This window comes from Cellulomonas dongxiuzhuiae (genome assembly GCF_018623035.1).
GTDB lineage: Bacteria > Actinomycetota > Actinomycetes > Actinomycetales > Cellulomonadaceae > Cellulomonas > Cellulomonas dongxiuzhuiae.
The window spans coordinates 1,883,906-1,910,515 of the sequence record NZ_CP076023.1 but is presented as its reverse complement, the minus strand read 5'-3'; the positions used below and the strand labels follow the sequence as shown (position 1 = coordinate 1,910,515).

Below are 26,610 nucleotides of genomic sequence, written 5' to 3'. Positions count from 1 at the left end.
TGAGGGACGGACGTGACGTCGAGCACACCCGCTCGAGGAGCCGACATCCCATGTCCCTGGCACGCTGTGGCCATGCAGATCTGGCCCGGACGTCCCTACCCCCTCGGCGCCACCTACGACGGCACGGGGACCAACTTCGCCCTGTTCTCCGGTGTCGCCGAACGCATCGAGCTGTGCCTCATCGACGCCGACGGCACCGAGACCCGGGTGGACCTGCCCGAGGTCGACGCGTTCGTGTGGCACGGCTACCTGCCCGCGATCGCGCCCGGGCAGAAGTACGGCTACCGCGTGCACGGCCCCTACGACCCGGCGGCCGGGCACCGGTGCGACCCGTCGAAGCTCCTGCTCGACCCGTACGCCAAGGCGATCGACGGGCAGATCGACGGCGACCCGTCGCTGTACTCCTACACGTTCGGCGACCCGAAGAGCCGCAACGAGTCGGACTCCGCGGGCCACACCATGACCTCGGTCGTCGTCAACCCGTTCTTCGACTGGGGGCACGACCGGCCGCCGGAGCACGAGTACCACGAGTCGGTCATCTACGAGGCCCACGTCAAGGGGCTGACGCGGCTGCACCCGGCCGTGCCCGAGGAGATGCGCGGCACGTACGCGGCGCTCGGCCACCCGGCGGTCGTCGAGCACCTGTCGGGGCTCGGGATCACCGCGATCGAGCTCATGCCGGTGCACCAGTTCGTCAACGACCCCTCGCTGCAGGAGAAGGGTCTGTCGAACTACTGGGGCTACAACACGATCGGGTTCTTCGCTCCCCACAACGGCTTCGCCTCGATGGCGGGCAGCGGGCAGCAGGTCCAGGAGTTCAAGTCGATGGTCAAGGCGCTTCACGCCGCGAACATCGAGGTCATCCTCGACGTGGTCTACAACCACACGGCCGAGGGCAACCACATGGGCCCGACGCTGAGCTTCCGCGGCATCGACAACGCGAGCTACTACCGCCTCGTCGACGAGGACCAGTCGCACTACTTCGACACCACCGGCACGGGCAACTCCCTGCTCATGCGCTCCCCGGCGGTGCTGCAGCTCATCATGGACTCGCTGCGGTACTGGGTGACCGAGATGCACGTCGACGGCTTCCGCTTCGACCTCGCCGCGACGCTGGCCCGCCAGTTCCACGAGGTCGACCGCCTGTCGGCGTTCTTCGACCTCGTCCACCAGGACCCGGTCATCTCGCAGGTCAAGCTCATCGCCGAGCCGTGGGACCTCGGCGAGGGCGGCTACCAGGTCGGCGGCTTCCCGCCGCTGTGGACCGAGTGGAACGGCCAGTACCGCGACACCGTGCGCGACTTCTGGCGCGGCGAGCCCTCGACCCTCGGCGAGTTCGCGAGCCGGCTGACCGGCTCCTCGGACCTGTACGAGCACACCGGTCGCCGGCCGATCGCGAGCATCAACTTCGTGACCGCGCACGACGGGTTCACGCTGCGCGACCTGGTGTCGTACAACGACAAGCACAACGAGGCCAACGGCGAGGACAACCGGGACGGCGAGAGCCACAACCGGTCGTGGAACTGCGGCGTCGAGGGGCCGACGGACGACCCCGCGGTCCTGGCCCTGCGTGCCCGCCAGCAGCGCAACTTCCTCGCGACGCTGCTGCTGTCGCAGGGCGTGCCGATGATCGCGCACGGCGACGAGATCGGCCGGACGCAGGGCGGCAACAACAACGGCTATTGCCAGGACGACGAGATCACGTGGGTCGACTGGGACCTGGACGACGAACGTCAGTCGCTGCTCGAGTTCGCGCGGCGCGTCATCCACCTGCGCCGCGACCACCCGGTCTTCCGGCGGCGCCGGTTCTTCGCGGGCGCCGCCGAGCACGGCGGCCAGTCGGACCTGCGGGACATCGCGTGGATGACGCCCACGGGCGGGCAGATGTCCGACGAGGCGTGGAGCTCGGAGCACGCGTTCGCGGTCATGGTGTTCCTCAACGGCGAGGCGATCAGCGAGCCCGACCTCCGCGGGCAGGAGGTCGTCGACGACTCGTTCCTGCTGCTCTTCAACGGGCACTGGGAGAAGCGGCAGTTCCAGCTGCCGGGCGCCGAGTACGGCGACGTGTGGACCGCCGTGCTCGACACCGACGCGCAGGTGCGGCCCGGGCGGGAGATCCGCTCGCGCGGACGCGTCACGCTCGCGCCGCGCTCGATGGTGCTGCTCACCCGCCCGCCCGAGCAGGACCTGCCGTCGGCGTCCGGCAGCGGGTCCGCCGCGGTCGCCTCGCGCGAGGCCAGCCGCGCGATGCGGGAGGGCCGGGTATGAGCGAGGCCGCCACCGAGCGGTCGGTGCCCGAGCGCCGGTCGGTGCGGGCCGGGCACCCGGTGCCCGTCTCCACCTACCGCGTGCAGCTGGGCGCCGACCTGACGTTCGACGACGTCGCGGCGCGCGTCCCGTACTACGCGAGCCTCGGCGTGACCCACGTGTACCTGTCGCCGGTCCTCGCGGCGGCGCCCGGCTCGACCCACGGGTACGACGTGGTCGACCACGACCGGGTCTCCCCCGTCCTGGGCGGCGAGGGGGGCCTGCGGCGCCTGGCCGACGTCGCGCACGACGCCGGGCTCGGTCTCGTGCTCGACATCGTGCCCAACCACATGGCCGTGCCGACGCCCGTGTGGCACAACCGCGCGCTGTGGTCCGTGCTGGCCGACGGCTCGGACTCGCCGTTCGCGGCGTGGTTCGACGTCGACTGGTCGGCCGGCGACGGCGCGCTGCTCATGCCCGTGCTCGGCGACCGGATCGGTGCCGTGCTCGCGCGCGGCGAGCTGCAGCTCGAGGAGCTCGACGTGCCGGGCGTCGGCACGTGCACGGTCCTGCGCTACCACGACCACGTGTTCCCCGTGCGGTCGGGCACCGAGCAGCTGCCGCTCGCCGAACTCGTCGAGCGCCAGCACTACCGCCTCGCGTACTGGAAGGTCGCCGACGAGGAGCTCAACTACCGGCGGTTCTTCGACGTCGGCACGCTGGTGGCCGTGCGGGTCGAGGATCCCGAGGTGTTCGACGCGACGCACGCGCTCGTGCTGCGGCTGCTGCGCGACGGCGTGGTCGACGGTCTGCGCATCGACCACCCCGACGGCCTGGCGGACCCCGCGGGGTACCTCGCGCGGCTGCGGGAGGCGACCGACGGTGCCTGGGTCGTCGTCGAGAAGATCCTCGCCGGCACCGAGGAGCTGCCCGACGACTGGGCGACCGCGGGCAGCACCGGCTACGAGGCGCTGTGGCGCGTGCAGCAGGCGTTCGTCGACCCCGGGGGCGCGGGGGTCCTCGGCTCGGTGATGCACCGGCTGACCGGTGACGTGTCCGACGCGTTCGACGACGTCGAGGAGACCGCCAAGCGGGAGGTGGTCGACGGCCCCCTGTACGCCGAGGTCCACCGGCTGACCAACCTCGCGGCGGAGATCTGCCACGACGACCTGCGCCTGCGCGACCACACGTGGCGCGCGCTCGAGGAGTGCCTCGTCGAGCTGCTCGTCGCGTTCGACCGCTACCGCGCGTACGTGGTGCCGGGCGTGCCGGCGCCGACGACCTCCGTCACCGTCATGACCGCCGCCGCGCAGCGCGCGCGCCGGCGGCTCGGCACCGAGCGCGATGCGACGATGGACGTGCTCGTCGACCTGCTCCTCGGCCGGGAGGCCGGGTCCGCGGGCCGCACGCGCGACCCGCGGCGCGACGAGCTCGTCGTCCGGTTCCAGCAGACGTGCGGGGCCGTCATGGCCAAGGGCGTCGAGGACACCGCCTTCTACCGCTGGACGCACCTCGTGGCGCTCTGCGAGGTCGGCGGGGAGCCGGCACGGTTCGCGACGACGCCGACCGACCTGGCCGCGTGGGCCACGCGGGCGCAGGCGTCGGCCCCCCTGGGGATGACCACGCTGTCGACGCACGACACGAAGCGCGGCGAGGACACGCGCGCGCGGCTGGGCGTGCTGTCCGAGCTGCCGCGCGAGTGGTCCGTGCTGGTCGACGACCTGCGGCGCGCGTCCGCGTCGTACCGGGGTGCGCTGCTCGACGGGCGCACCGAGTACCTGCTGTGGCAGACGCTCGCCGGCACGTGGACGGACGACGGCCCGATCGCGGAGGACCGGCTCGTCGAGTACCTCACGAAGGCGGTCCGCGAGGCCAAGTCGCACACGTCCTGGACCGCGCCCGACGAGGCGTACGAGGCGTCCGTCCTGTCCGCGGCGCGGCAGGCCCGCACGGACCCGGTGGTGCTCGGCCTGCTGGGCGACTGGGACGTGCGCACGCGCGAGGCCGTGCGCGCCGCCACCCTGGGCACGAAGCTCGTGCAGCTGACGCTGCCGGGCGTCGCGGACGTGTACCAGGGCACCGAGGTGCCCGACCCCGTGCTGGTCGACCCCGACAACCGCCGGTGGGTCGACGCCGACGCGCTCGCCGCGCGGCTGGCCCGCCTCGACGAGGGTGCCGGCCCGCGCGGCCTGGCCGACGAGAAGATGCTGGTCACGTCCCGGGCGCTGCGCGTGCGGCGCGACGTCGCGGACGCCTTCGTCGGGCCGGACGCCGGGTTCGTGCCGCTGCCGCACTCGTCCGGGTACTCGCTGACGTACGCGCGGACCGTCGCCGGGGAGCCGCGCGTCGCGGTGGTCGCGACCCGGCTGGCCGCGGCGGTCGAGCGGCTCGGCGGGTGGGCGGACCACACCGTCGCCCTTCCCGAGGGCACGTGGCACGACGTCCTGACCGACCGGGTGGTGCGGGGCGGCGTCCAGCGCGTCGCCGACGTCCTCGAGCGGCTGCCGGTCGCGCTGCTCGTGCGGGAAGGAGCCTGACATGCCACTGGCACCCCGCCTGTGGGCACCGTTCGCCCGCGGCGTCGACCTGGTGCTGCCCGCCGAGGGCACCCGCACGCCTCTGCGTCCCGAGCAGGACGGGTGGTGGACGTCCGACACGCCCCTCGCCCACGGCACCGACTACACCTTCTCCCTCGACGGTGGCGACCCGCGCCCGGACCCCCGGGCGGCGTGGCTGCCGGACGGCGTCCACGGCCCGGCCCGCGTCTTCGACACCGACCGCTTCACGTGGACGGACGACGGGTGGAGCGGCGTCGACGTGCGCGGTGCGGTGACGTACGAGCTGCACGTCGGCACGTTCACGCCTCAGGGCACGCTCGCCGCCGCCGCCGAACGCCTCGAGCACCTCGTGCAGCTCGGCGTGGACGTGGTCGAGCTGCTGCCCGTCGCGGCGTTCAACGGCCGCCACGGGTGGGGCTACGACGGCGTCGCGCTGTACGCGGTCCACGAGCCGTACGGCGGCCCGGCGGCGCTCCAGGCGTTCGTCGACGCCGCGCACGCCCACGGGCTCGCCGTCTGCCTGGACGTCGTGCACAACCACCTGGGCCCCTCCGGCAACTACCTGAACGAGCTCGGGCCGTACTTCACGGACGCCCACAGCACGCCGTGGGGCGACGCGATCAACCTCGACGGGCCCGGCTCGGAGCACGTGCGCCGGTGGATCTGCGACTCGGTGCTGCGCTGGGCGCGCGACTTCCACGTCGACGCCTTCCGCCTCGACGCCGTGCACGCGCTGCGCGACGACTCCCCCCGCCACCTGCTCGCGCAGCTGAGCGACGAGGTCGGTGAGCTCGCGGCCGCGCTGGGCCACCCGATCGGGCTGGTCGCGGAGTCCGACCTCAACGACGTCGTGAGCCTGGCCACCACGGACGACGGCGGCTGGGGCATGACCGGCCAGTGGGCGGACGACGTGCACCACGCGATCCACGCGCTGGTCACGGGCGAGCGCCACGGCTACTACGTCGACTTCGGCTCGCCCGAGACGCTGCGCACGGCGCTCACGCGGGTGTTCGTGCACGACGGCTCGATGTCGACGTTCCGCGGCGAGCCGTGGGGCGCCCCCGTGCCCGACGACGTGGACGGCCACCGGTTCGTGGCCTTCGACGCCAACCACGACCAGGTCGGCAACCGCGCGCTGGGCGACCGGCCCTCCTCCCGCCTCGACCCGGGCGGGCAGGCCGCGCAGGCCGCGCTCGTCCTGCTCTCGCCGTTCTCGCCCCTGCTGTTCATGGGCGAGGAGTGGGGCGCCACCACGCCCTGGCTGTACTTCACCGACCACCCGGAGCCCGAGCTGGCCGCCGCGGTGCGCGAGGGGCGCACGCGGGAGTTCGGCGGCCACGGCTGGGCCGACCTGTACGGGCACGACGTCGAGGTGCCCGACCCGCAGGACCCGGCCACCTTCGCGGCGAGCGTCCTGGACTGGGACGAACCCGCGCGGCCCGGGCACGCGCGGCTGCTGGAGTGGTACCGCGTCCTGGTGGCGCTGCGTCGTGCGGTCCCGGACCTCGGCTCGGGCGACCGCAGCCGCACGTCGCTCGACGTGCACCCCGTCCCGGACGGCGGGGACGGCCCCTGGCACGGCGCGCTGGTCCTGCACCGCGGCGACGCGCGCGTGGTGGTCAACCTCGCGCACACCCCCGCGGCGGTGCCGGTGCCCGTGCGGCGTCCGGTCGAGGTCGTCGCGGACTGGGCGGGAGGAGTCGTCCGGCCCCCCGGCGGCGCGGGCGAGCCGCTGGTCGTCGAGGTGCCGGCACGCGCGGTCGTCGTCCTGGCCTGACGTCGCCCACGGCGGCACGACCGGACCGACGCGCACGCCCGCACACCGGATCACCCGCACAGGGTGAGGCGCCGTGACCAGCACCACGTGACGCTGGAGGGGCGACGGCCCCCCGGGACGTGCCCGGGTAGCAGGAGGTCGTCGCGGACGAGGAGACGACGGTGGCCACTCTCAGCGTGTGGAAGTTCGAGACGCCCGAAGGGGCCGAGCAGGCGGAGGCCGCGGTGCTCGAGCTGCAGAAGCAGCACCTCATCGACGTGCAGGACGCCGCGACGGTCTCCTGGCAGCCGGACAAGAAGAAGCCCAGGACGCGGCAGGCCAACAGCCTGACCGCGATCGGTGCGCTGGGCGGCACGTTCTGGGGCCTGCTGTTCGGTCTGCTCTTCTTCATGCCGCTCGTGGGCGTGATCGTGGGAGCCGCAGCGGGCGCCATCGGCGGGGCCCTGACGGACGTGGGCATCGACGACGACTTCATCAAGGAGGTCCGCAGCAAGGTCACGCCGGGGACGTCGGCGTTGTTCCTGCTCGCGCAGAGCGACGTGCCGGACCGCGTCGTGGCCGGCCTCAAGGAGCGCGGGATCCACGGCGAGCTCATCCAGACGAACCTGTCGCAGGAGGACGAGGACAAGCTGCGCGAGGCGTTCGAGGAGAACGTCTGACCCTCGTGCCCGCAGCCGCGTGGTCGTGCGGCGCCGGTCAGAGCAGACCGCGCTGCACGGCCACGTGGACGGCGTCGCGACGCGTCGAGACGTCGAGCTTGCGGTAGACGGCCCGCAGGTGGGTCTTGACGGTGTTCACCGAGACGAACAGCGCGCCCCCGATCTCCTCGACGGTCATGTGCGACGGCAGGCACGCGAGCACCTGCAGCTCCCGCTCGGTGAGCGCCCAGGCCGACGGACGCGGCGCGGGAGCGTCCTGCTCCGCGACCAGCAGCCGCGTCACGAGCGCCTCGTGGGCGCTGCCCCGGCCCAGGTGCGCCGCCAGGAGGGGCCGCAGCGCCGCGGCCCGGTCCCGCAGGGGCCGCACGACGCCGTCCGTGGCCGCGTCGTCGAGCGCGCGCGCTCGAGCGACCGGTGCGCCTGCGCCGCGTCGACGTGCAGCAGCGCGCGCGCGGCGTGGGCCGCCACACGGTCGGCGACGTGCCACGACGGCTCGACGTCCGCGTCCCCCAGCGCGCGCAGCGCCGCGCCGCGGTCACCGGCACGCCGGTGGACGTCGCTGCGCCAGCTCGACCCCGCGGGCGACGACCACGCGGGGTCGGCGGGGTCGGCGAGCGCGAGCGCATCGCGTCCGCCGCCCTGCGCGACGCGCGAGACGGCCTCCAGGTAGCCGCGCGACACCCCGGGCGGCGACGGCTCCCCGGTCACGGCGCGCGCGTCCTCGACGACGGCCAGCGCCCTCGTCACACCGGCGGGGTCACCGTCGGCGAGGCTCAGGTGCAGCAGGACGCACGCCGCCCGCGCCACGAGGCCCGGGCGGGACGCGCCGGCCTCGACCGCGGCGGTCAGCTCGTGGCGCGCGGTCGCCGGCTCGTCGCACCAGTAGGCGGCCAGCCCCGCCGCGAGGTGCGCCGGTGCGGTGACGTGCGAGCGGTCCCAGCCGTGCGCCGCGCCGTCCACGAGGACGCCGCGTGCACCCGCGCGCGCCTCTGCGACCCGTCCCGCGCGTGCGCACGCCAGGGCGTGCTCGGCCCGGCAGGCCAGTGCGAGCACGGGCCAGCCGTGCACGGCCGCGTCGTCGGCGGCGTCCGCGAGCGCGTCGACGACGTCCGCGATCGACGCGGGCGGTCCGCACCGCTCGCCGGGGATCCCGGCGGCCGGCACGTCGGGCGCGTGCAGCGCGGCCCGCGCCGTGAGGTAGGCCAGGACGGTGCCGGCCGGCCCCGCCGTCGCGCCCCGAGCGGTCTGCTCGCGCCCTGCGCCCGCGGGTGCCGGGGACGTCGCCCGCAGGGCGCGGACGACCGCGGCCGCTGCGGCGTCGCCCTCCTCGGGTCCGGGCTGCGCACGGACGGTGCGGCCGACCAGGGACACGGTCGCGGCCCCGTCGACGACGCCCATGGCCACGCACCTCCGCTCGGTCGCCCCGAGCTGCCCGCGCGCGAGGAGCTCGGGCCAGCGCTCGACGAGCAGCTCCGCCGCCAGGTCGGGCGCGTGACCGTCCACGGCGTGCCGCACGGCGGCGGCGGGGTCGGGCCCCGCGAGGTGCCGTGCCAGGGCCTGGTGCACGGCCCGCACCGTGCGCGGCTGCGTCCGGGCCACGATCCCGCGCACGTGGGCGGCGAGCAGGACGTGCCAGGCCGGTAGACCCCCCGCCCCGGTGTCCTCGTCCCGGCGGCCGAGCAGCCCGCGCGCGACGCACTCGTCGAGCAGTGCCGCACCGCCGGGCACCATGGCCTCGGCCAGCGCCGGCTCGACCACCCGTCCGACGCACGCGCGGCGCACGAACGCGTCCAGCTCCGCGCCGAGGTCGCCGAGCACCTCCTCGCGCACGTAGTCGGCCACCGGCACGTCCTCGTGCCGCAGCGGTCGCTGCGGGTGGCCCCGGTGCAGCAGCCCTGCGCGCCACGCAGCCCGCACCGCGGTCGGCCACCCGCCCGTGACGCGCCACAGCTCCGCGACGACACCCGGTGCAGGCGCCGGCCCCCACGACCCGACCAGCAGCTCCGTCTCGCGCGGCGTCAGCGCGAGCGTGCGGACGCCCAGGTCGCCCACCGCCCCCTCGATGCGCCGCGCGCCGAGCGCGAGGTCCGGCACGTGCCGACCGGCCAGGACGAACCGTGGGCCGGGGGTCTGCAGCAGGGCCGAGACGGCGTGCCGGGCGGCGGGTGAGGAGATCCGGTGGATGTCGTCCAGCACGACGACCGTCCCCTCGTCGAGTGCCCCGAGGACGCCGCGCAGCGTGTCGAGGAGGTCGCCGGGCGTGGGCGAGGGTGTCCCGCGACCGGCCGCGAGCGCGGCCGCCGCGCCCGGCGACGTGCGCGCGACGGCGTCGCCGACCGCCCGCAGGAGCCGTCCGGGCTCGTCGTCGAACGCGTCGAGGGACGCCCACGCGACGGGAACGGCGGCCGCCGCCGCCCACTGCGCCAGCAGCGTGGTCTTGCCGAACCCAGCCGGCGCGGTGACGACCACGACCGGGTGCAGCTCGACCGCTGCGTGCAACGCGGCGCGCGCGCGTGGGCGCTCCACGGTCCGGGCGGCCGGCGGCACGCTCGTGCGCCACGCGGTGCCCCGCGCCGTCGTCGACGTCGTCGTCATGCGCACTCCCCTCGTTTCCGGCGGTTCAGGTGCCGGAGGGCACGTCGTCGTCCACCCGGTCGACGGCGTCCGGCGCCAGCCGGCCGACCAGCAGGACGAGCGTCTGGTTGATCCGGACCACCCGCCGCAGGACCGCGACCTGCCGGTGCCCCGGGTCGCCCTGGTCCGCCGGGCCGGCCGGCCGGACCGGGAGCCGGCCCTCGCGGACGGTCGGGACCGGGCGGTGCTCGAGGGCCGCCAGCAGTGCCGTCGTGCTCTCCGCCGTGGCGGTACGCAGCCCGTCCCAGTCCTCGTCGTAGTTCAGCGCCGCCAGGACGATGTCGAGGAGCGTGGCCACGAGCACCACCGCACCGAGCACCCACCAGATCGTGTCCACGTCACCCTCCTCCCCGTCGTCGTCGTGCCGGCGCGGTGCACCCTCCGCGTCAGAGCACCAGCTCCGGCTGCAGGCTGGTGGGTGTCCAGACGCGCTTGCGGCGAGCCGCCCACGCCGTCGCGGCGAGCGCGAGCACGAAGACCGCGAGCAGGATCCCCGCGTAGCGCGCGGCGGTGCCGAGGTCGCCGCCGTACAGCGTCTGGCGCAGCCCCTCGACCGTGTACGACATGGGCAGCACACGGTGCAGCGAGAGCAGCGGCTCGGGGATCGTCTGCCACGGGAAGGTGCCCCCGGCGGTGACGAGCTGCACGAGCATGAGCACCAGCCCGAGGAACTCCCCGACGGCGCCGAACCACACGTTGAGCGCCTGCAGGACCGCGATGAAGGTCGCCGACGCGATGAGGAGGAGCGCCAGGGTCGCGCCGCCGTGGACCGGTGTGATGTCGAGCGCGTAGGTCACCAGCAGGTACATCAGGACGACCTGCCCGACACCGAGGAGCGCGCCGGGCAGCCAGCCGCCCAGCACCGTCTGCCAGGCCGGGCCGCCGGCCGCCAGCGCCCGGCTGGACAGCGGCACGACCAGGAGGAACATCACGTAGCCGCCGATCCAGGTGGCCAGCGACATGAAGAACGGCGCCAGGCCGGCACCGTAGCTGCCCGCGCGGGCCAGCTCGTCCTTGGCGACCTGGACCGGGTTGCCGATCGTCTCGGCCGTCGCCCGCTCCGTCTCCGCGTCCAGGTCCGGGATGGCCCCGAGACCCTGCTGGAGCCGGTCGCGCAGCTCCGTCACGCCGGACCCGAGCTCGGTGGCCCCCTGGTCCAGGGCGTCGCTCGCCGTCGCCAGCTCGGCGGCGCCGGAGGAGACCTCGGCGGTCCCCTGCTCCAGCGCCCGCAGGTCGCCGACGAGCGTGGACGCGGCGGAGTCGAGCTGCGCGGTGCCGGCGGCCAGACGCTCCCCGCCGGCCGCGGCGGAGGCGATGCCGCCGCTCAGCGCGGGCGCCGCGTCGGCGAGTCGTGTCGCACCTGCCGCCACCTCGCCGGCTCCCGCGCTGAGCTCGTCGACCCGTCCTGCCGCCTGCCCCAGGGCCGCGCTCAGCTCGTCGACCGCGCCGGTGGCGTCGCCCGCGAGCGCCAGGATCTCGTCGGCCTCCTGCTGCGTGAGGCGCTGCTCGGCGACCAGATCCGCGAGCCGTCCCGCCAGCGGGGCCTGCCCGGCCTGCAGGTCGGCGCTCAGCCCGGCCACTGCGGACGCCGCGTCACGTGCCACGGTCGCCACCTCACCGACGCCGCCGGCGACCTGCTGGGCACCCGTGGCCAGCTCGCGCGTCTGGTCGGGCAGCGCGCGCGTCCCGTCGCGCAGCGTGTCGAGGCCGCCCGACAGGGCCGACGCCCCCGAGGCGAGGCGATCCGCCGCGGACGGCAGCGCCGACGCACCGGATGCGAGCTCGGACGCGCCCGCGGCGGCCTGCGAGGCGCCCGCGGCCAGGCGGCCGGTGCCGTCGACCAGCTGCCCCGTGCCCGACACCAGGCGGTCCGCGCCGTCCACCAGCTGCGTCGCCCCCTCGACGGCGGCGCCCAGCTCGGTGTGGATCGAGCCGAACCCCTGCAGGAACATGTCCGCCGCCTGCGTGCCCACCTGCGTCGCGATGGCGTCACGCACGTCCCCGACGATCGTGTCGGCGATGGTGGTCGCCAGGTAGTTGTTCGCGTCGTTGGTCACGAGCGTCAGGCTGGCCCGCTGCGGCCGGTACTCGGCGGACGAGACCAGGTCCGCGGAGAACGACCGGCCGACGATGAGGGCGGCGTCGAACCGGCCCGAGCGCACGCCGAGCTCGGCGTCCCGCTGCGTGGTCCGCACCCAGTCGAAGCCGGCGTCGCCGTCGAGCAGGCGGTCCGCGACCTGGTCGCCGTAGTCCACGCGGCGTGTCGACCCGCCGTCCGCGTCCGTGGTGGTGGTTCCCCGGTCCTCGACGACGAGGGCCGCCGGCACCTCGTGGAGCCGCCCGTACGGGTCCTCGTTGGCGAACAGGTAGAGGCCGGAGTAGAGCGACGGGATGACGACGAGCGCGAGCAGCGCCAGGCGCGGCAGCAGACCCGCGGCGAGGCGGCGCAGCTCGGATCCGGCGAGCCGCAGGACGATCACGGCGTGTCCTGGGCTGCGGACGGCCGCTCGTCGAGGTCGACCGTGAGCTCGGGGACGTCCAGCGGCGCCGCCATCTGGTCGACCCCCGTGCGCAGGGACTCCACGGGGGTGGCGCGCTGCGACGCGTCGCCCCGGGCCGGCTCGAGGGCGGCTCCCAGGTCCCGCGCCGACGAGCGCGAGCACTGGACCAGGACCCCGTAGCCGCGCGCGGCGAACGCCTGCGCGATCGACCACCACCCGCCCGGCTCGCCGCCGTGGCGGTCGGGCAGGCTGATCACGAGGAAGCGGACGCCCGGCCGCTCGGCGGTCAGGGACGTCAGGAGGGCGGTGCGGACCGGACCGGGCAGGTCGTCCATCCGGACGTCCCGGAACCTCGCCAGCTCGTGGTCCGCGAGCCAGCGGCGTACGTGCGAGCGCCGCGAGCCCGCACGCGCGAGCGACAGCTCCTCGGCCACGACGGTGGCGACGGTGAGCGTGTCGTCGGGCTCGGAGATGCCCGGCAGGTCGACGACACCCGAGAGCCTGCGCAGCACGTCGCGAGCGGTCGAGACCGTGCCGTCGGCCGCCGTGAGCACGACGCTGCCCTCGTAGGGAGCCAACCGCCCCGTGGCGACGAGCGCGAGAGCGGTGTGCCCCTGCCCCGGTTCGCCGGCCACCAGGACGCACTCCCCCGTCGCGAGGGCCAGGGACTCGAGGTGCAGCATGGGCGCCCTGCGCCCGACGACGTGCAGGTCGCGCACCGTCAGCCGCAGCGGGCTGGACGTCGACAGGTCGGCCGGCCGGTCGACGTCCGCCCCGTGGTGTCGGCGACCGGACCTCCGGGCCGGCTGGGCGGGCGGCGCCGTCGCCACGGCGCGCCGGACGCCGGGCGGCCGCTCGGCGTCCGCGGCGGGCGCGTCGGGCGCCTCCTGCTCGCTCACGACGCACCCGGCTGTGCCGGCCGCCGCAGGGCGGGCACCGCGGCCGCGACGACGAGCAGCACCCACGTCGTCAGGATGTACGGCCACGTGTCGTGCGGGGCGTCGGTCGCGTCGTTCAGCGCGAGGGTCACGGCCGCCGTGATGACCGTGCCCAGCACCGGGTCCCGTCGGGGAACGTCGCCTCGACCTGCAGCAGCGCGACGCGCTGGCGGACGCCCGGCAGGCGGTCGCCCTCGAACACGACGGTCTTGCCGATCTCCATGCACTCGGGGACGGACCTGCCGTCCCGAGCAGCCTCGAGGACGGCCTCCGTCCTCGGGGCCCGGGCCTCGCTCACGTTCAGCGGGGTGCCACGCTGACGACGACGCCGGGGGCGCTCGGCGACCTGGTACACGTACGGCTTGTCGATCTCACGCGGCGTCAGATCCATCGTGGTGCCTCTCGACAGCGAAACGAGTCCACTTTTCCTGAACAACTTGCACATTACCTTCTGGCCGTCAGGTGACAAGTGGAGGGGCGGAGCGCCTGATCAGGCCACGAAAAGCGGTACGACAGCGCGCGGTGGACATTCGTCCTGCACGTGCGTCTGGCACGCGTGACCTGCACACTCGTCTGACACACCGGTCCTGCACAAAGGTCCTGAACGTGCGTCCGGTACATGCGTCCGAAATGCGGCACCAATTGCGTGGCGTGGCCGAAGTCTGCCGCGCCGGCCGCGTCCTCCTCCGGCTCCGGAGAAATGCCTCCGCCGCCATGGCACGCGCATCTACGGAATCCGTGGCGAACGGCATCGGCGTTCCGGCGTTCCTCGGCTACCGCGTGGGCGACGCGCTGCAGGTCAGCCCCGCTGCCCCCCGCGCGCCGCCGCGCCCTGGGAGCCGGCTGCGGCCAGCGCGCTCCACCGGGACAGCGCGCGGTAGTACTTCTTGCGGTAGCCGCCCGTGAGCATCTCGGCGGTGAACAGGTCCTCGCCGTCGCCGGACAGCACCACGGGCACGTCACGGTCGTACAGCCGGTCCACGAGGACCACCAGGCGCAGGGCGACGTCCTGGCGGTCGACCTGGTGCACACCGGTCAGCCCCACCAGGTCGACGCCGTCGAGGAGGGCTCCATAGCGGCTGGGGTGGACATCCGACAGGTGCGCGAGGACCGCGTCGAAGTCGTCGAGCGTCGCGGCGGGGTGCGCGCCGACGGCCGCGCGCACGGACCCGGCGTCGAGCACCGCGGCGCTCGTGGTCACGCCACGGTGCCGGTGGTCCTCGCCGTCGACGCGCAGCACGTCGAACCGCGCCGCCAGCGCCTGGATCTCGCGCAGGAAGTCCTCGGCCGCGAACCTGCCCTCGCCGAGCGAGCCGGGCAGCGTGTTGGAGGTCGCCGCGATCGCGACGCCGCGGTCGGCGAGCTCACGCAGCAGGCGGGACATCATGACGGTGTCGCCGGGGTCGTCGAGCTCGAACTCGTCGATGCACAGCAGCCGCCGCTCCCCCAGCGCGTCGACCGTGGCGGCGAACCCGAGCGCGCCCACGAGGTGGGTGAGCTCGACGAACGTGCCGTACGTCGTGCGCTCGAGACCCACCGCGTGCGCGAGCGAGGCGAGCAGGTGGGTCTTGCCGACACCGAAGCCGCCGTCGAGGTAGACGGCCGGAGCCTGCGCGGCCGCACGGCGTCGCCACCACGAGCCTCCGGCGCGCGCGGGCGCCGCGAGCGCGGCGGCGACCTCGCGCAGGCGGTCGACGGCACCCTGCTGCGAAGGGTGCGCGGGATCGGGCAGGTAGGTCTCGAAGGACTCCTGCGCGAAGTGCCGGGGCGGCACGAGCTCGGCCAGCAGGCGCGCCGCCGGCACGCGGGGGTGGCGCGCGGTGAGCGACGCGAGCCCGGGGAGCCCGCCGGCGGCGGGCGCTGCCGGGTCGACGTTGGACGCGGTGGCGGGGTCGACGGCGGTCACGGACCGACGATACGTCCCACGTCCTGACGACCGCGCCCGCGAGCCGTCGTCGGGCGCCCGTCGCCGGGACCGTCGCGCGGGTCCTGGACGGTTGTCCACGCCTCGAACACCTGTCTCGCGATCCGGACCCCTTCTCCCGGTTCACCCGCCCGCGTGTCACCCTCGTCACGTGAACCTCCCCGGGACCTGCTGCCTGTGTCGGTGCTGTCGCGCCGCCGCGGTCCCGTGCGCCTGCTGTCCGCGGAACCGCTGACCCGCCCCGTTCCCCCCACGGGCGTGCGGTCCGCGCCCGTAGCCACGACCTCCCGTCGTGCACGGACGTGCGAGCACGCCCCCCAGCACCGGAGGTGGCGCCCATGGCGCAGACCACGTCCCGCACCCCCATCGCCCCTCCCGCCAAGCGGCCCGAGGGCCAGTGGGCCTTCGACCAGCGCGAGCCGCTGAACGCGAACGAGCAGCTCAAGCAGGAGGACGACGGCCTCAACGTCCGCGAGCGCATCGAGACGGTGTACGCCCAGCAGGGCTTCGCGTCGATCCCCGGCGACGACCTGCGCGGCCGCATGCGCTGGTGGGGCCTGTACACCCAGCGCCGCCCCGGCATCGACGGCGGGCGCACCGCGACGCTCGAGCCGCACGAGCTCGAGGACGAGTACTTCATGCTCCGCGTGCGCTGCGACGGCGGCACGCTGAACCTGCGCCAGCTGCGCACGATCGCCGGTGTCTCGCAGGAGTTCGGGCGCGGCACCGCCGACATCACCGACCGGCAGAACATCCAGCTGCACTGGATCCGCATCGAGGACGTCCCGGAGATCTGGCGCCGGCTGGAGTCCGTGGGGCTGTCGACCCAGGAGGCGTGCGGCGACGTGCCGCGCGTCATCATCGGCTCACCCGTCGCGGGTGTCGCGGCCGACGAGATCATCGACGGCACCCCGGCCATCGAGGCCATCCGGGACCGCTACATCGGCGACCCCGCGTACTCGAACCTGCCGCGCAAGTTCAAGACCGCCATCAGCGGGTCCCCGCACCAGGACGTCGCGCACGAGATCAACGACGTGGCGTTCGTCGGGGTCGTGCACCCCGAGCTCGGCCCGGGCTTCGACCTGTGGGTGGGCGGCGCGCTGTCGACCAACCCGATGCTCGGCAAGCGGCTGGGTGCGTTCGTCACGCTCGAGCAGGTGCCCGAGGTGTGGTGCGGCGTCGTGGGGATCTTCCGCGACTACGGCTACCGCCGGCTGCGCACGCGCGCCCGCCTGAAGTTCCTGCTCGCGGACTGGGGCACCGAGGTCTTCCGCCGGGTGCTCGAGACCGAGTACCTCGGCCGCACGCTGCCCGACGGCCCCGAGCCCCCGCCCCCGCCGACCGGCAGGCGCGACCACGTCGGCGTCCACCCCCAGAAGGACGGCCGGTTCTACGTCGGAGCCGCGCCCGCCGTGGGTCGCGTCTCGGGTCCCGTGCTCACCGCCCTGGCCGACCTCGTGGAGGAGGCCGGCTCCGATCGCGTCCAGCTGACGACCGAGCAGAAGCTCGTGGTGCTGGACGTCGAGGCCGCGCGGGTCGACGCCCTCGCCGACGGGCTCGAGTCCCTCGGGCTGGCGGTGCGCACCGCCTCGACCTTCCGTCGCGGCACCATGGCCTGCACGGGCATCGAGTTCTGCAAGCTCGCGATCGTGGAGACCAAGGGCCGGGCGACGGCGCTGGTCGGCGAGCTCGAGCGCCGTCTGCCGACGTTCGACCAGCCGATCACGATCAACGTCAACGGCTGCCCCAACTCGTGCGCCCGCATCCAGACCGCCGACATCGGTCTCAAGGGCGTCCTCGCCGGCGAGGAGGAGGGCTACCAGGTGCACCTCGGTGGCGGCCTGGGCCTGACGAGCGGGCTCGGCCGGACGCTGCGCGGCCTGCGCGTGCCGTCCTCGGAGCTGCCCGACTACGTCGAGCGCGTCACGCGCCGGTTCGACGAGCAGCGGCAGCCCGGTGAGCTCTTCGCGCAGTGGGCGCACCGCGCCGGCGAGGAGGACCTGCGATGAGCGAGCCGGACGCCGGCCAGCGCGCCGTGCCGTACTACTGCCCCTTCTGCGCGGGCGAGGACCTGTGGCCGGCCGGCGAGACGCACGGCCAGTGGGAGTGCCGCTCGTGCGCGCGCGCGTTCGCGCTGCGGTTCCTCGGTCTGGTGGGTGCGCGATGAGCGCCGCGACGCGTCCCGCGACCGACCTGAGCCCGGACGAGCTGCGCGCGCTGGCGGAGCTGGCGGGCCGCGACCTGGAGGGCGCGCACCCGGCGGACGTCCTGCGCTGGGCGCGCGCCGTGTTCGGCACCGACCTCGTGCTCGCGTCGTCGATGGGCGACGAGGTGCTCGTCGACATCGCGGCGAAGGCCGCGCCCGGGATCGACGTCATCTTCCTGGACACCGGGTACCACTTCGCCGAGACGATCGGCACGCGCGACTACTACGCCGACTTCACGGACGTGAGCCTGCGCACCGTCCTGCCGCTGCGCACGGTCGCGGAGCAGGACGCCGAGCACGGTCCGCGCCTGCACGAGCGCGACCCGAACCTGTGCTGCGCGCTGCGCAAGGTCGAGCCGCTCGAGCGCGGCCTCGCCCCCTACACCGCGTGGGTCACCGGCATGCGCCGCGAGGACGCCCCGACGCGCACGGACATCACGGTCGTCGGGTGGGACGCCCGGCGGTCCAAGGTCAAGCTCAACCCCCTGGCGGCGTGGACCTGGGACGACGTGAACGCGTACGTCGCCGAGCACCACGTGGTGCTGAACCCCCTGCGCGAGCTGGGGTACGCCTCGATCGGCTGCGCGCCGTGCACGCGCGCGGTCGCACCGGGCGAGGACCCCCGGGCCGGACGCTGGGCAGGCACGAACAAGACGGAATGCGGGCTGCACACATGACGACGACCTCCACCGACACCCCCACCGCGGTCGGGCCCTCCGCCACCCCGCGGCTGACGCAGCTCGACGCGCTGGAGTCCGAGGGCATCCACGTGATGCGCGAGGTCGCCGGCGAGTTCGAGCGTCCCGTGCTGCTGTTCTCCGGCGGCAAGGACTCGATCGTCATGCTGCACCTGGCGCGCAAGGCCTTCTGGCCGGCGCCCGTGCCGTTCCCCGTCATGCACGTCGACACCGGTCACAACTTCCCCGAGGTCATCGCGTACCGGGACCGCACGGTCGCCGGGCTCGGGCTCCGGCTCGTCGTGGCGAGCGTGCAGGACGCGATCGACGACGGTCGCGTGGTCGAGCGCCCCGGCGGGTCGCGCAACCCGCTGCAGACCGTGCCGCTGCTCGACGCCATCACGGCGCACCGCTTCGACGCCGTGTTCGGCGGCGGCCGCCGCGACGAGGAGAAGGCCCGCGCCAAGGAGCGCATGTTCTCCCTGCGGGACGAGTTCGGGCAGTGGGACCCGCGCCGGCAGCGCCCGGAGCTGTGGGACCTGTACAACGGTCGGCACAAGCCGGGTGAGCACGTGCGCGTGTTCCCGCTGTCGAACTGGACCGAGCTCGACGTGTGGCGGTACATCGAGCGCGAGCGGATCGAGCTGCCGGACATCTACTTCACCCACGAGCGCGACGTGTTCGCGCGCGACGGCATGTGGCTCACGGCGGGCTCCTGGGGCGGACCGCGCCCCGACGAGCACGTCGAGCGGCGCCGTGTGCGCTACCGGACGGTCGGCGACATGAGCTGCACCGGCGCCGTCGACTCGACGGCCGCCGACGTCGCGGACGTCATCGCCGAGGTGGCCGCCAGCCGGCTCACCGAGCGCGGTGCGACCCGTGCCGACGACCGGGCCTCCGAGGCCGCCATGGAGGACCGCAAGCGCGAGGGGTACTTCTGATGGGCACGCACGCACCGGTCGGCCTGGCACGGCCCGCACCGACCCCCGCGATCGCCGGCGACCACGCGCAGCGCGACCTCCTGCGCCTGGCGACCGCGGGGTCGGTCGACGACGGCAAGAGCACGCTCATCGGCCGCCTGCTGTACGACACGAAGTCGGTCCTGGCCGACCAGCTCTCCGCCGTCGAGCGCGCCACGGCGGCCCGCGGCGGCGAGGTCGGCGGCGTGGACCTGGCGCTGCTCACCGACGGCCTGCGGGCCGAGCGCGAGCAGGGCATCACGATCGACGTCGCGTACCGCTACTTCTCGACCGCGCGGCGCGCGTTCGTCCTGGCCGACACGCCGGGGCACGTGCAGTACACGCGGAACATGGTCACCGGGGCCTCGACCGCCGAGCTCGCGATCGTCCTGGTCGACGCCCGCAAGGGCGTGCTCGAGCAGACGCGGCGGCACGCCGCCCTCACCGCGCTGCTCGGCGTGCCCCACGTCGTGCTCGCCGTCAACAAGATGGACCTCGTCGGCTTCGACGAGGCCACCTTCCGGTCGATCGCGCGCGAGTTCGCCGACTACGCGCAGGTGCTCGGCCTGCCGGCCGTGCAGGCGGTGCCGCTGTCCGCGCTCGACGGCGACAACGTCGTCGACCGCTCCGCCCGCGCTCCCTGGTACGACGGGCCGACGCTCCTCGAGCTGCTCGAGCGCGTGCCGGTCGCCCGCGACGCGTCCACCGAGCCCCTGCGCCTGCCGGTGCAGTACGTCATCCGCCCCCGGACCCCTGAGCACCCGGACTACCGCGGGTACGCCGGCAAGCTGGCCTCGGGCGTCGTGCGCGTCGGTGACGAGGTGCGCGTGCTGCCGTCGGGACGCACGAGCCGTGTGGTGGGCCTGGACACGTTCGACGGCCCGCTCGACGCGGCCGACGCGCCGCGCTCGGTCACCGTGCGGCTGGCCGACGACGTCGACGTCGCCCGGGGCGACGTCCTCGTGCCGGCGGACGAGCGCGTCACGACCGGGCAGGACCTCGTGGGGACCGTCTGCTGGTTGACCGAGCGCCGCTCGGTGCCCGGTGCGCGCGTCCTGGTGCGCATCGGCACCCGCACGGTCCGCGGGCTGCTGCGGGAGGTCGACGCCCGCCTCGACGTGGACACCCTCACCGTCGAGCAGTGGGACGCCGTCGACACGCAGCACACGATCGACGCGACGGACACGTCCACGGACGCCGCCCCGCGCTCGCTCGGCCTCAACGCGATCGGTCGGGTCCGGCTGCGCCTGGCCGAGCCCGTCGTGCTCGACGACTACGCGTCGCACCGGCGCACGGGCGGGTTCCTCGTGGTCGACCCGGCCGACGGCAGCACGCTCGCTGCGGGCATGCTCGGCCCGACGCTGCTCGACCGGCTCGCGCCCGTGCGGCCGGACGAGCGCGACGACGACTGGATGGCCGGGGCCGGCATATGACCTCGCGGCACGCGCTGCTGCTGGACCTGGCCGGTCGTCGCGTCGTCGTCGTCGGCGGGGGGCCGGTGGCCGCGCGCCGGGCACGCGGCGTCCTCGCGGACGGTGCCGACGTGCACGTCGTGGCCCCGGCTCTGTGCGAGGACCTGGCGGACCTGGCCACGGCCGGCGCGCTGACGTGGCACCCGCGGGAGTACGCCCACGGCGACCTCGCGGGCGCCTGGCTCGTCCACACCGCGACGGGTGAGCGCCGCACGGACGACGCGGTGGCGGCCGAGGCGCAGGCCGCGCGGACGTGGTGCGTGCGTGCCGACGACGCCGCCGTGTCGACGGCCTGGACCCCCGCCGTGGCCCGGGCGGGCGACGTCACGGTCGCGGTCGGTGCGGGCGGCGACCCGCGGCGTGCGGTCGCGCTGCGCGCGGCGCTGCAGGTGCAGCTCGACACCGGCGCGCTGCCGCTGCGCCGGCGGAGGCCCGGCCCCGGGCACGTGACCCTGGTCGGCGGCGGCCCCGGCGACCCCGGCCTCATCACCACGCGCGGACGACGCGCGCTCGCCGAGGCGGACGTCGTGGTCGTCGACCGGCTGGCACCGCGTGCGCTGCTCGACGAGCTGGAGCCGGACGTCGAGGTCGTCGAGGCCGGCAAGGCCCCGCACGCGCACACGCTCACGCAGACCGAGATCAACGTCCTGCTCGTCGAGCGCGCACGTGCCGGGCAGCGGGTCGTGCGGCTCAAGGGCGGCGACCCGTTCGTCCTCGGCCGGGGCGGCGAGGAGCTCGCGGCGTGCCTCGCCGCGGGTGTCGACGTCGAGGTCGTGCCGGGCGTCACGAGCGCCATCGCCGTGCCAGGGGCAGCCGGCGTGCCTGTCACGCACCGGGACCTGGCGCGCCAGGTGACGATCGTCTCGGCCCACGACACCGGCACCGACTGGGAGACGCTCGCCCGGCTGCGCGGCACGCTGGTGCTGCTCATGGGCGTCGGTCGGATCGGCGAGCACATGAGCCTGCTCGCGTCGCACGGGCTCGACCCCGCGACGCCGGTCGCCGTCGTCGAGGACGGCACGCTGGCGACCCAGCGCACGACGCTCGGGACGGTCGCGGACATCGCGGTCCGCGCGCGCGACGTCGGTGTGCGCAACCCTGCCGTGATCGTCGTCGGCGCGGTCGCCTCGCTCGCGGCGACCCTGGGCCCCGACCGCTCCTGACGAACGGCCGGGAGTCGCGCGGGGCACCGGCCGCCGGCCGGGCGTGCTGCGGGTGGTCGCGCGCCCTAGCCTGAGCGCGTGCCCGCCCCCTCCGACCTCGATCTCCTCGTGCCCGTACCGGACGACCGTCGCCTGGCCGCCGCACCCGACGACACGGACCTCCTGCGCCTCTTCGCGCGGGACCGGACGTGCGCCCGGGTCCGCGCGAACATGGTCGCGAGCGTCGACGGTGCCGCCACCGGCGGCGACGGGCGTTCCGCCTCGCTCGGCACGCCGGCCGACCGGCGCGTGTTCGCGGTCCTCCGGGCGCTCGCCGACGTCGTGCTCGTCGGTGCCGGGACGGTCCGTGCGGAGGGGTACCGCGAGCTGCCCGTCGCGGAGCACCTCCGGTCGGCGCGTGCCGCGGCCGGTCTGCCGTCACGGATCGCGCTGGCGGTCGTGACGCGCCGCGGTGAGGTGCCCGCCGACCTCCTGGCGGGACCGCAGCTCCCGTTCGTCGTCACCGGGGCTGCGGGCGCCGACCGTGCGCGTGCCGCGGTGGGTGCCGACCGCGCTGTCGTCGTGCCCGGTGCGCACGAGGCCGACTCCCCCGACCTGCGGGCGGGCGTGCACGCGCTGGCGGCACGCGGCCTGCGCCACGTCCTGGCCGAGGGCGGGCCACGGCTGCTGGCCGCCCTGCTCGCCGCGGGCGTCGTCGACGAGCTGTGCCTGACGACCAGCCCGCTGCTGGTCGCGGGCGACGCCCCGCGCCCCGCGGCCGGCGCCGCCGCCCTCGACCCCGCACGTCGTGCGCACCTGCGTCACCTGCTGCACGCTGCCGACGGCACCCTCCTGGCCTGCTGGGACCTGCGTGCACCCGTAGGCTCGGGGTCGTGACCGACACCATCCTCGTCCTGACCGAGGACACCCTCGCCCAGTCCGACGTCCGCCACATCGTGGGTCTGCACCCCGACGAGGCGCCGACCTACCGGGTCCTCGTGCCCGCCGACACCGAGCGCCCGCTCGTCCCCTGGATCATCGACGCGCTCAGCATGGGTGAGCTGCGCGAGGCCTGGGACCGGGCGACCGGCCACGAGCCGGACCGCACGGAGGCGCGCCAGACCGCGGCCGAGCAGATCGCGGGCAGCGTGGCGGCGTTCGAGGCCGCGGGCCGCACCGCGACGGGCGAGGTCACCGACGACGACCCCCTGCCGGCGCTGCGCAACGCCGTCGCCCGGGGGGACGTCCGCGAGGTCGTCGTGGTGACCTACCCGCACATGGTCGAGGACACGTTCCACACCGACTGGGCGTCGCGGGCGCGCGAGGAGCTGCACGTGCCCGTGCTCCACCTGTACGCGGGGACCAGCGAGCTCGGCTGACCGGCAGGAGGGCGTCGGCGGGCGGGCGTCGGCGGGCGGACGCCCGTCAGCGCAGCGGGTAGCCCGCGCGCTCGACGGTGCGCCGCGCCAGCACGTCCAGGGAGTCGACGTACCGGTCGTCCGCCAGCAGGTCGTGGGCGGCCGCGACGACCGACAGCTCGGTGCACCCGAGCACGACGACGTCGGCGCCGCGCTCCCGCAGCCGGTCGGCCACGGCGTGCATCGTCGTGACGTCGGCCGGGAGGCCGGCCTTGACCTGGTCGTAGATGATCCCCATGACCAGGTCCTGGTCGGCGGCGTCCGGGACGAGCACCTGCACGCCGCGCGCCTCGAAGGCCCGCTGGTAGACGTGCGCCGCGAGCGTGCCGCTCGTCGCGAGCACGCCGACACGGGCCACACCCGGCCGCGCGACGACCTCGTCCACCGTCTCGTCGACGATGCTCAGCACCGGCACGTCGACCGCGGCCGCGACCTCGTCCGTGAAGTGGTGCGCCGTGTTGCACGGTACGACGACGAAGCCGACACCGAGCCGCTCGAGACGCCGGGCGTCGGCCGCCATCACCGGACCCGGGTCGTCCTGCGACCGGCCCAGGATGTACGCGGTGCGGTCCGGGATCGTCGCGTGCTGCAGGACCACCAGGTCGACGTGGTCCTGGTCGCGGTCGGCGGCTGTGTGCCGCACGACGAGGTCGAGGAAGCACACGGTCGCGGCCGGGCCGACGCCACCGATGACGCCGACCTCGGCCCGCGCGACCGGGTGGTCGCTCACGCTCCGCCTCGCGGGTAGTACCGCCGGTACTTGCGGACCTGGTTGGCCTGCGCGACCGCGAGGTAGGCCAGGCGCCGGGGGTCCACCTCGGCGCGGTACCACAGGGGGTTGGTCGCGCGGTGGGCGCGCCCCAGCGCACGCGTGCGGGCGCGCAGCGCCGGGTCGGCGACGTAGCGGCGCAGCAGCCACCGCGGCAGCACCGTGTACAGGTGCGGCTCCGTGAGGTGGTCCGGTGCGCCCTCGGGCAGCGGCGGCAGGCCCTGCACGTGCTCGCGCACGTACAGCTCGGCGGTGTTGCGCCCACCCGCGGTCAGGTAGAAGTTCGACCGCCCCAGGCGCGGGTTGAGCTCGAAGAACACGGTCCGGCCGTCACGCGGGTCGAACTTGAGGTCGAAGTTCGCGTAGCCCGTCCACCCGAGGTGCTCCAGCAGCCGGACCGCCTGCGCGACGATCTGCTCGTCGTGGCCCGTCACGATCCCGGCCGGGTTGCCCAGCGCCCCGGGCGTGTGCTCCTCGAGCAGGACGTGGCCGAACCCCGAGAACCGGACACGGCCCTCGGCGTCGCTGTAGCACGTGAGGATCCGCATGCCCGAGTCGTCACCCGGGATGAGGTCCTGCACGACGAACCGGCCCTGGTACCCCGAGGCCTGGACGCGCGCGAGCAGGTCGGCCAGCTCGGCCGGCGTGTCGACCGTGAAGACCTTCTTCTTCCCCGCGAACTCGACCAGGTGGTACGCCGCGGTGTCGGCGGCCTTGGCGATCACGGGGAAGCGCAGCGCCGAGGTGTCCGGCGTGCCGCCCGCCTGCACGTCGTGCACGACCGTGGCCGGGTGGTCGATGCCCAGCTCGGCGCACAGCTCACCGAACAGGACCTTGTCCGTGACCTTGTCGAGGGTCGCCACGTCCACGTACGGGATCGTGTAGAGGTCCTCGAGCTGCGCCCGGTTCTCGACGATCGTGCGCACGAGCCAGTCGGCGCTGCCGAGCAGCACCCGGTCGGTCCCGGGGTGCTGCTCGGCGATCGCGCGCAGCCGCCGCACGACGGTCGGGCCGTCGTCGATGCCCGGCTCCACGACGTTCTCGAGGATGCGGGAGTGCCGGACGAGACCGGTGGACACCGACGAGACGACGACCGACCGCACGCCGTACGCCTCGTGGAAGGTGCGGGCGAGCGAGTACGCCCCCACGTCGCCCCCGAGCACCACCGGCTGCAGCCGCGGCGCGGGGACCTGCGCCCCGGTGCGGCGCGTCACCAGGTCTGCTCGGCGCGGTCGCCGGACCAGTCCGTGTGGAAGGTCCCGTCGCGGTCCGTGCGGCGGTACGTGTGCGCACCGAAGAAGTCGCGCTGCGCCTGGATGAGGTTGGCGGGCAGCCGGTCGGCACGCACGCCGTCGTAGTACGCGAGGGACGAGGAGAACGCGGGCGTCGGGACGCCGTGCACCGCGGCGGCGGCCACGATGCGCCGCCACGCGGCGACGCCGTTGGCGACCGCCGCCGTGAAGTACGGGTCGGCGAGCAGCAGCGGCAGGTTCGCGTCCCGCTCGTAGGCCTGCGTGATGCGGTCGAGGAACTTGGCGCGGATGATGCAGCCGCCACGCCAGATCCGCGCCATCGCGCCCCGGTCGATGTCCCAGCCGTACTGCACGCTGGCGGCCGCGATCTGGTCGAACCCCTGCGAGTACGCGACGACCTTCGACGCGTACAGCGCGAGCCGGACGTCCTCGATGAACGCCCCCGGCTCGGGCACGTTCCACTCGAGGGTGTCGGCGGGCAGCACGCCACGGGCCGCCGCGCGCTGCGGCGCCGAGCCGGACAGCGCACGGGCGAACGTCGCCTCGGCGATGCCCGTGATCGGCACACCCAGGTCCAGGCCGTTCTGCACCGTCCAGCGTCCGGTGCCCTTCTGCTCGGCGGCGTCGGCCACGATGTCGACGAAGGGGGCACCGGTGGCCGCGTCGGTGTGCGCGAGCACCTCGGCCGTCACCTCGATGAGGTAGGACTCGAGGTCCCCGGTGTTCCACGCGGCGAAGACCTCGCCGATCTCCGGTGCGGAGGCACCCAGCCCGTGCCGCAGGAGGTCGTACGCCTCGGCGATGAGCTGCATGTCGGCGTACTCGATGCCGTTGTGGACCATCTTGACGAAGTGGCCGGCGCCGTCGGGGCCCACGTGCGTGCAGCACGGGACGCCGTCGACCTTGGCCGAGATCGCCTCGAGGATCGGGCCGAGCGACGCGTAGGACTCCTTCGTGCCGCCGGGCATGATCGAGGGGCCGTTCAGCGCGCCCTCCTCACCGCCGGAGACGCCCGTGCCCACGAAGTGCAGCCCGCGCGCTCGCAGTGCCGTCTCGCGGCGGATCGTGTCCGGGAAGTGCGCGTTGCCGGCGTCGACGACGATGTCGCCCTCCTCCAGCAGCGGCACGAGCTCGTCGATCACGGCGTCGGTGGCCGCGCCGGCCTGCACCATGATCACGATCTTGCGCGGCCGCGCGAGCGATGCGACGAAGTCGGCCATCGACTCCGAGGGCACGAACGTGCCGTCGGACGCGTGGTCCGCCACCAGCGACTGGGTGCGGGCGAAGGTGCGGTTGTGGAGCGCGACCGTGTAGCCGTGCCGCGCGAAGTTCCGCGCCAGGTTGCGGCCCATGACGGCGAGCCCGGTGACCCCGATCTGCGCGGTTCCGACGGCCGACGACGGGACAGACATCACTGAGCGCTCCTTCATGCCGGGTGGGCACGCGCCACCACCGGAAGGTGCCGTACCCGAGCGG

The 26,610-nt window shown here is 74.8% G+C and carries 23 protein-coding genes; 12 read left to right on the top strand and 11 right to left on the bottom strand.

What is annotated here, in order from left to right:
- Positions 1-72: 72 nt before the first annotated feature.
- The 4 genes from glgX (at position 73) to KKR89_RS08545 (ending at position 7,241) form a co-directional block, all read left to right on the top strand.
- Positions 73-2,268 carry a glycogen debranching protein GlgX gene (glgX, locus tag KKR89_RS08560; RefSeq protein WP_208194980.1) on the top strand — a complete coding sequence of 732 codons (2,196 nt, stop codon included), beginning with the start codon at positions 73-75 and terminating at the stop codon, positions 2,266-2,268.
- Positions 2,265-4,784 (top strand): malto-oligosyltrehalose synthase, encoded by a 2,520-nt coding sequence (treY, locus tag KKR89_RS08555; protein WP_208194979.1) that lies wholly within the window; start codon positions 2,265-2,267, stop codon positions 4,782-4,784. Before glgX ends, treY begins: the two co-directional genes overlap by 4 nt.
- 1 nt (position 4,785) lies before the next feature.
- A complete protein-coding gene (gene treZ / locus KKR89_RS08550; protein WP_208194978.1) occupies positions 4,786-6,582 on the top strand; it encodes a malto-oligosyltrehalose trehalohydrolase in 1,797 nt (598 codons plus the stop codon).
- A 161-nt stretch (positions 6,583-6,743) separates the two neighbouring features.
- Positions 6,744-7,241 carry a DUF1269 domain-containing protein gene (locus KKR89_RS08545; RefSeq protein ID WP_208194977.1) on the top strand — a complete coding sequence of 166 codons (498 nt, stop codon included), beginning with the start codon at positions 6,744-6,746 and terminating at the stop codon, positions 7,239-7,241.
- Between the two features lie 37 nt (positions 7,242-7,278).
- Here KKR89_RS08545 and KKR89_RS18250 read toward each other — a convergent pair whose 3' ends face one another.
- The 8 genes from KKR89_RS18250 to zapE form a co-directional block, all read right to left on the bottom strand.
- On the bottom strand, positions 7,279-7,524 hold the full coding sequence (locus KKR89_RS18250) for a response regulator transcription factor (protein ID WP_251141077.1): 246 nt from the start codon (positions 7,522-7,524) through the stop codon (positions 7,279-7,281).
- Entirely contained in the window at positions 7,521-9,836 is a 2,316-nt protein-coding gene (locus tag KKR89_RS08535) for an AAA family ATPase (RefSeq protein ID WP_214765757.1), read from the bottom strand. Before KKR89_RS08535 ends, KKR89_RS18250 begins: the two co-directional genes overlap by 4 nt.
- Positions 9,837-9,861: 25 nt before the next feature.
- The gene (locus tag KKR89_RS08530; RefSeq protein WP_208194975.1) at positions 9,862-10,212 is read right to left on the bottom strand and encodes a hypothetical protein; all 351 of its coding nucleotides are present in this window, start codon (positions 10,210-10,212) and stop codon (positions 9,862-9,864) included.
- Positions 10,213-10,261: 49 nt separating this feature from the next.
- Entirely contained in the window at positions 10,262-12,355 is a 2,094-nt protein-coding gene (locus KKR89_RS08525; protein ID WP_208194974.1) for a YhgE/Pip domain-containing protein, read from the bottom strand.
- On the bottom strand, positions 12,352-13,275 hold the full coding sequence (locus tag KKR89_RS08520; protein ID WP_208194973.1) for an ATP-binding cassette domain-containing protein: 924 nt from the start codon (positions 13,273-13,275) through the stop codon (positions 12,352-12,354). Before KKR89_RS08520 ends, KKR89_RS08525 begins: the two co-directional genes overlap by 4 nt.
- Positions 13,272-13,406, bottom strand: coding sequence for a hypothetical protein (locus tag KKR89_RS18470; RefSeq protein WP_256443242.1), 135 nt, complete (start codon positions 13,404-13,406; stop codon positions 13,272-13,274). Before KKR89_RS18470 ends, KKR89_RS08520 begins: the two co-directional genes overlap by 4 nt.
- Complete coding sequence (locus KKR89_RS08515) at positions 13,403-13,705, bottom strand: urease subunit gamma (RefSeq protein ID WP_208194972.1); 303 nt, start codon at positions 13,703-13,705, stop codon at positions 13,403-13,405. Before KKR89_RS08515 ends, KKR89_RS18470 begins: the two co-directional genes overlap by 4 nt.
- A 408-nt stretch (positions 13,706-14,113) precedes the next feature.
- A complete protein-coding gene (gene zapE, locus KKR89_RS08510) occupies positions 14,114-15,220 on the bottom strand; it encodes a cell division protein ZapE (RefSeq protein ID WP_208194971.1) in 1,107 nt (368 codons plus the stop codon).
- A 356-nt stretch (positions 15,221-15,576) separates the two neighbouring features.
- Between zapE and KKR89_RS08505 the strand changes: the two genes are divergently transcribed.
- The 8 genes from KKR89_RS08505 (at position 15,577) to KKR89_RS08470 (ending at position 23,073) form a co-directional block, all read left to right on the top strand.
- The gene (locus tag KKR89_RS08505) at positions 15,577-17,247 is read left to right on the top strand and encodes a nitrite/sulfite reductase (protein WP_208194970.1); all 1,671 of its coding nucleotides are present in this window, start codon (positions 15,577-15,579) and stop codon (positions 17,245-17,247) included.
- Positions 17,244-17,405, top strand: coding sequence for a hypothetical protein (locus KKR89_RS08500; protein WP_191779252.1), 162 nt, complete (start codon positions 17,244-17,246; stop codon positions 17,403-17,405). The genes KKR89_RS08505 and KKR89_RS08500 overlap by 4 nt, the downstream gene beginning before the upstream one ends.
- Positions 17,402-18,121 carry a phosphoadenylyl-sulfate reductase gene (locus KKR89_RS08495; RefSeq protein ID WP_208194969.1) on the top strand — a complete coding sequence of 240 codons (720 nt, stop codon included), beginning with the start codon at positions 17,402-17,404 and terminating at the stop codon, positions 18,119-18,121. The genes KKR89_RS08500 and KKR89_RS08495 overlap by 4 nt, the downstream gene beginning before the upstream one ends.
- Complete coding sequence (gene cysD, locus KKR89_RS08490) at positions 18,118-19,062, top strand: sulfate adenylyltransferase subunit CysD (RefSeq protein WP_208194968.1); 945 nt, start codon at positions 18,118-18,120, stop codon at positions 19,060-19,062. The genes KKR89_RS08495 and cysD overlap by 4 nt, the downstream gene beginning before the upstream one ends.
- The gene (locus tag KKR89_RS08485) at positions 19,062-20,513 is read left to right on the top strand and encodes a sulfate adenylyltransferase subunit 1 (RefSeq protein WP_243882205.1); all 1,452 of its coding nucleotides are present in this window, start codon (positions 19,062-19,064) and stop codon (positions 20,511-20,513) included. Before cysD ends, KKR89_RS08485 begins: the two co-directional genes overlap by 1 nt.
- On the top strand, positions 20,510-21,715 hold the full coding sequence (cobA, locus tag KKR89_RS08480; RefSeq protein ID WP_208194967.1) for a uroporphyrinogen-III C-methyltransferase: 1,206 nt from the start codon (positions 20,510-20,512) through the stop codon (positions 21,713-21,715). The genes KKR89_RS08485 and cobA overlap by 4 nt, the downstream gene beginning before the upstream one ends.
- A gap of 78 nt (positions 21,716-21,793) precedes the next feature.
- Complete coding sequence (locus KKR89_RS08475) at positions 21,794-22,591, top strand: dihydrofolate reductase family protein (RefSeq protein ID WP_208194966.1); 798 nt, start codon at positions 21,794-21,796, stop codon at positions 22,589-22,591.
- On the top strand, positions 22,588-23,073 hold the full coding sequence (locus KKR89_RS08470; RefSeq protein ID WP_208194965.1) for a hypothetical protein: 486 nt from the start codon (positions 22,588-22,590) through the stop codon (positions 23,071-23,073). The genes KKR89_RS08475 and KKR89_RS08470 overlap by 4 nt, the downstream gene beginning before the upstream one ends.
- 46 nt (positions 23,074-23,119) lie before the next feature.
- Here KKR89_RS08470 and KKR89_RS08465 read toward each other — a convergent pair whose 3' ends face one another.
- From KKR89_RS08465 to gndA, 3 genes are read right to left on the bottom strand one after another with little or no spacing between them, the layout of a single operon-like run.
- Positions 23,120-23,842 carry a cysteate racemase gene (locus tag KKR89_RS08465; protein ID WP_208194964.1) on the bottom strand — a complete coding sequence of 241 codons (723 nt, stop codon included), beginning with the start codon at positions 23,840-23,842 and terminating at the stop codon, positions 23,120-23,122.
- Positions 23,839-25,095: a carboxylate--amine ligase gene (locus KKR89_RS08460; protein ID WP_208194963.1), complete on the bottom strand. Its 1,257-nt coding sequence runs from the start codon at positions 25,093-25,095 to the stop codon at positions 23,839-23,841. Before KKR89_RS08460 ends, KKR89_RS08465 begins: the two co-directional genes overlap by 4 nt.
- Positions 25,092-26,546 (bottom strand): NADP-dependent phosphogluconate dehydrogenase, encoded by a 1,455-nt coding sequence (gene gndA, locus KKR89_RS08455; protein ID WP_208195689.1) that lies wholly within the window; start codon positions 26,544-26,546, stop codon positions 25,092-25,094. Before gndA ends, KKR89_RS08460 begins: the two co-directional genes overlap by 4 nt.
- Between the last annotated feature and the right edge of the window lie 64 nt (positions 26,547-26,610).

Excerpts from the sequence above, each read along its gene's own strand:
- cobA (WP_208194967.1), top strand. The coding sequence starts at position 20,510 with ATGACCTCGCGGCACGCGCTGCTGCTGGACCTGGCCGGTCGTCGCGTC.
- KKR89_RS08535 (WP_214765757.1), bottom strand. The coding sequence starts at position 9,836 with ATGACGACGACGTCGACGACGGCGCGGGGCACCGCGTGGCGCACGAGC.
- KKR89_RS08505 (WP_208194970.1), top strand. The coding sequence starts at position 15,577 with ATGGCGCAGACCACGTCCCGCACCCCCATCGCCCCTCCCGCCAAGCGG.
- KKR89_RS08515 (WP_208194972.1), bottom strand. The coding sequence starts at position 13,705 with ATGGATCTGACGCCGCGTGAGATCGACAAGCCGTACGTGTACCAGGTC.
- gndA (WP_208195689.1), bottom strand. The coding sequence starts at position 26,546 with ATGTCTGTCCCGTCGTCGGCCGTCGGAACCGCGCAGATCGGGGTCACC.
- glgX (WP_208194980.1), top strand. The coding sequence starts at position 73 with ATGCAGATCTGGCCCGGACGTCCCTACCCCCTCGGCGCCACCTACGAC.
- treY (WP_208194979.1), top strand. The coding sequence starts at position 2,265 with ATGAGCGAGGCCGCCACCGAGCGGTCGGTGCCCGAGCGCCGGTCGGTG.
- cysD (WP_208194968.1), top strand. The coding sequence starts at position 18,118 with ATGACGACGACCTCCACCGACACCCCCACCGCGGTCGGGCCCTCCGCC.
- KKR89_RS08485 (WP_243882205.1), top strand. The coding sequence starts at position 19,062 with ATGGGCACGCACGCACCGGTCGGCCTGGCACGGCCCGCACCGACCCCC.
- treZ (WP_208194978.1), top strand. The coding sequence starts at position 4,786 with ATGCCACTGGCACCCCGCCTGTGGGCACCGTTCGCCCGCGGCGTCGAC.
- KKR89_RS08495 (WP_208194969.1), top strand. The coding sequence starts at position 17,402 with ATGAGCGCCGCGACGCGTCCCGCGACCGACCTGAGCCCGGACGAGCTG.
- KKR89_RS08500 (WP_191779252.1), top strand. The coding sequence starts at position 17,244 with ATGAGCGAGCCGGACGCCGGCCAGCGCGCCGTGCCGTACTACTGCCCC.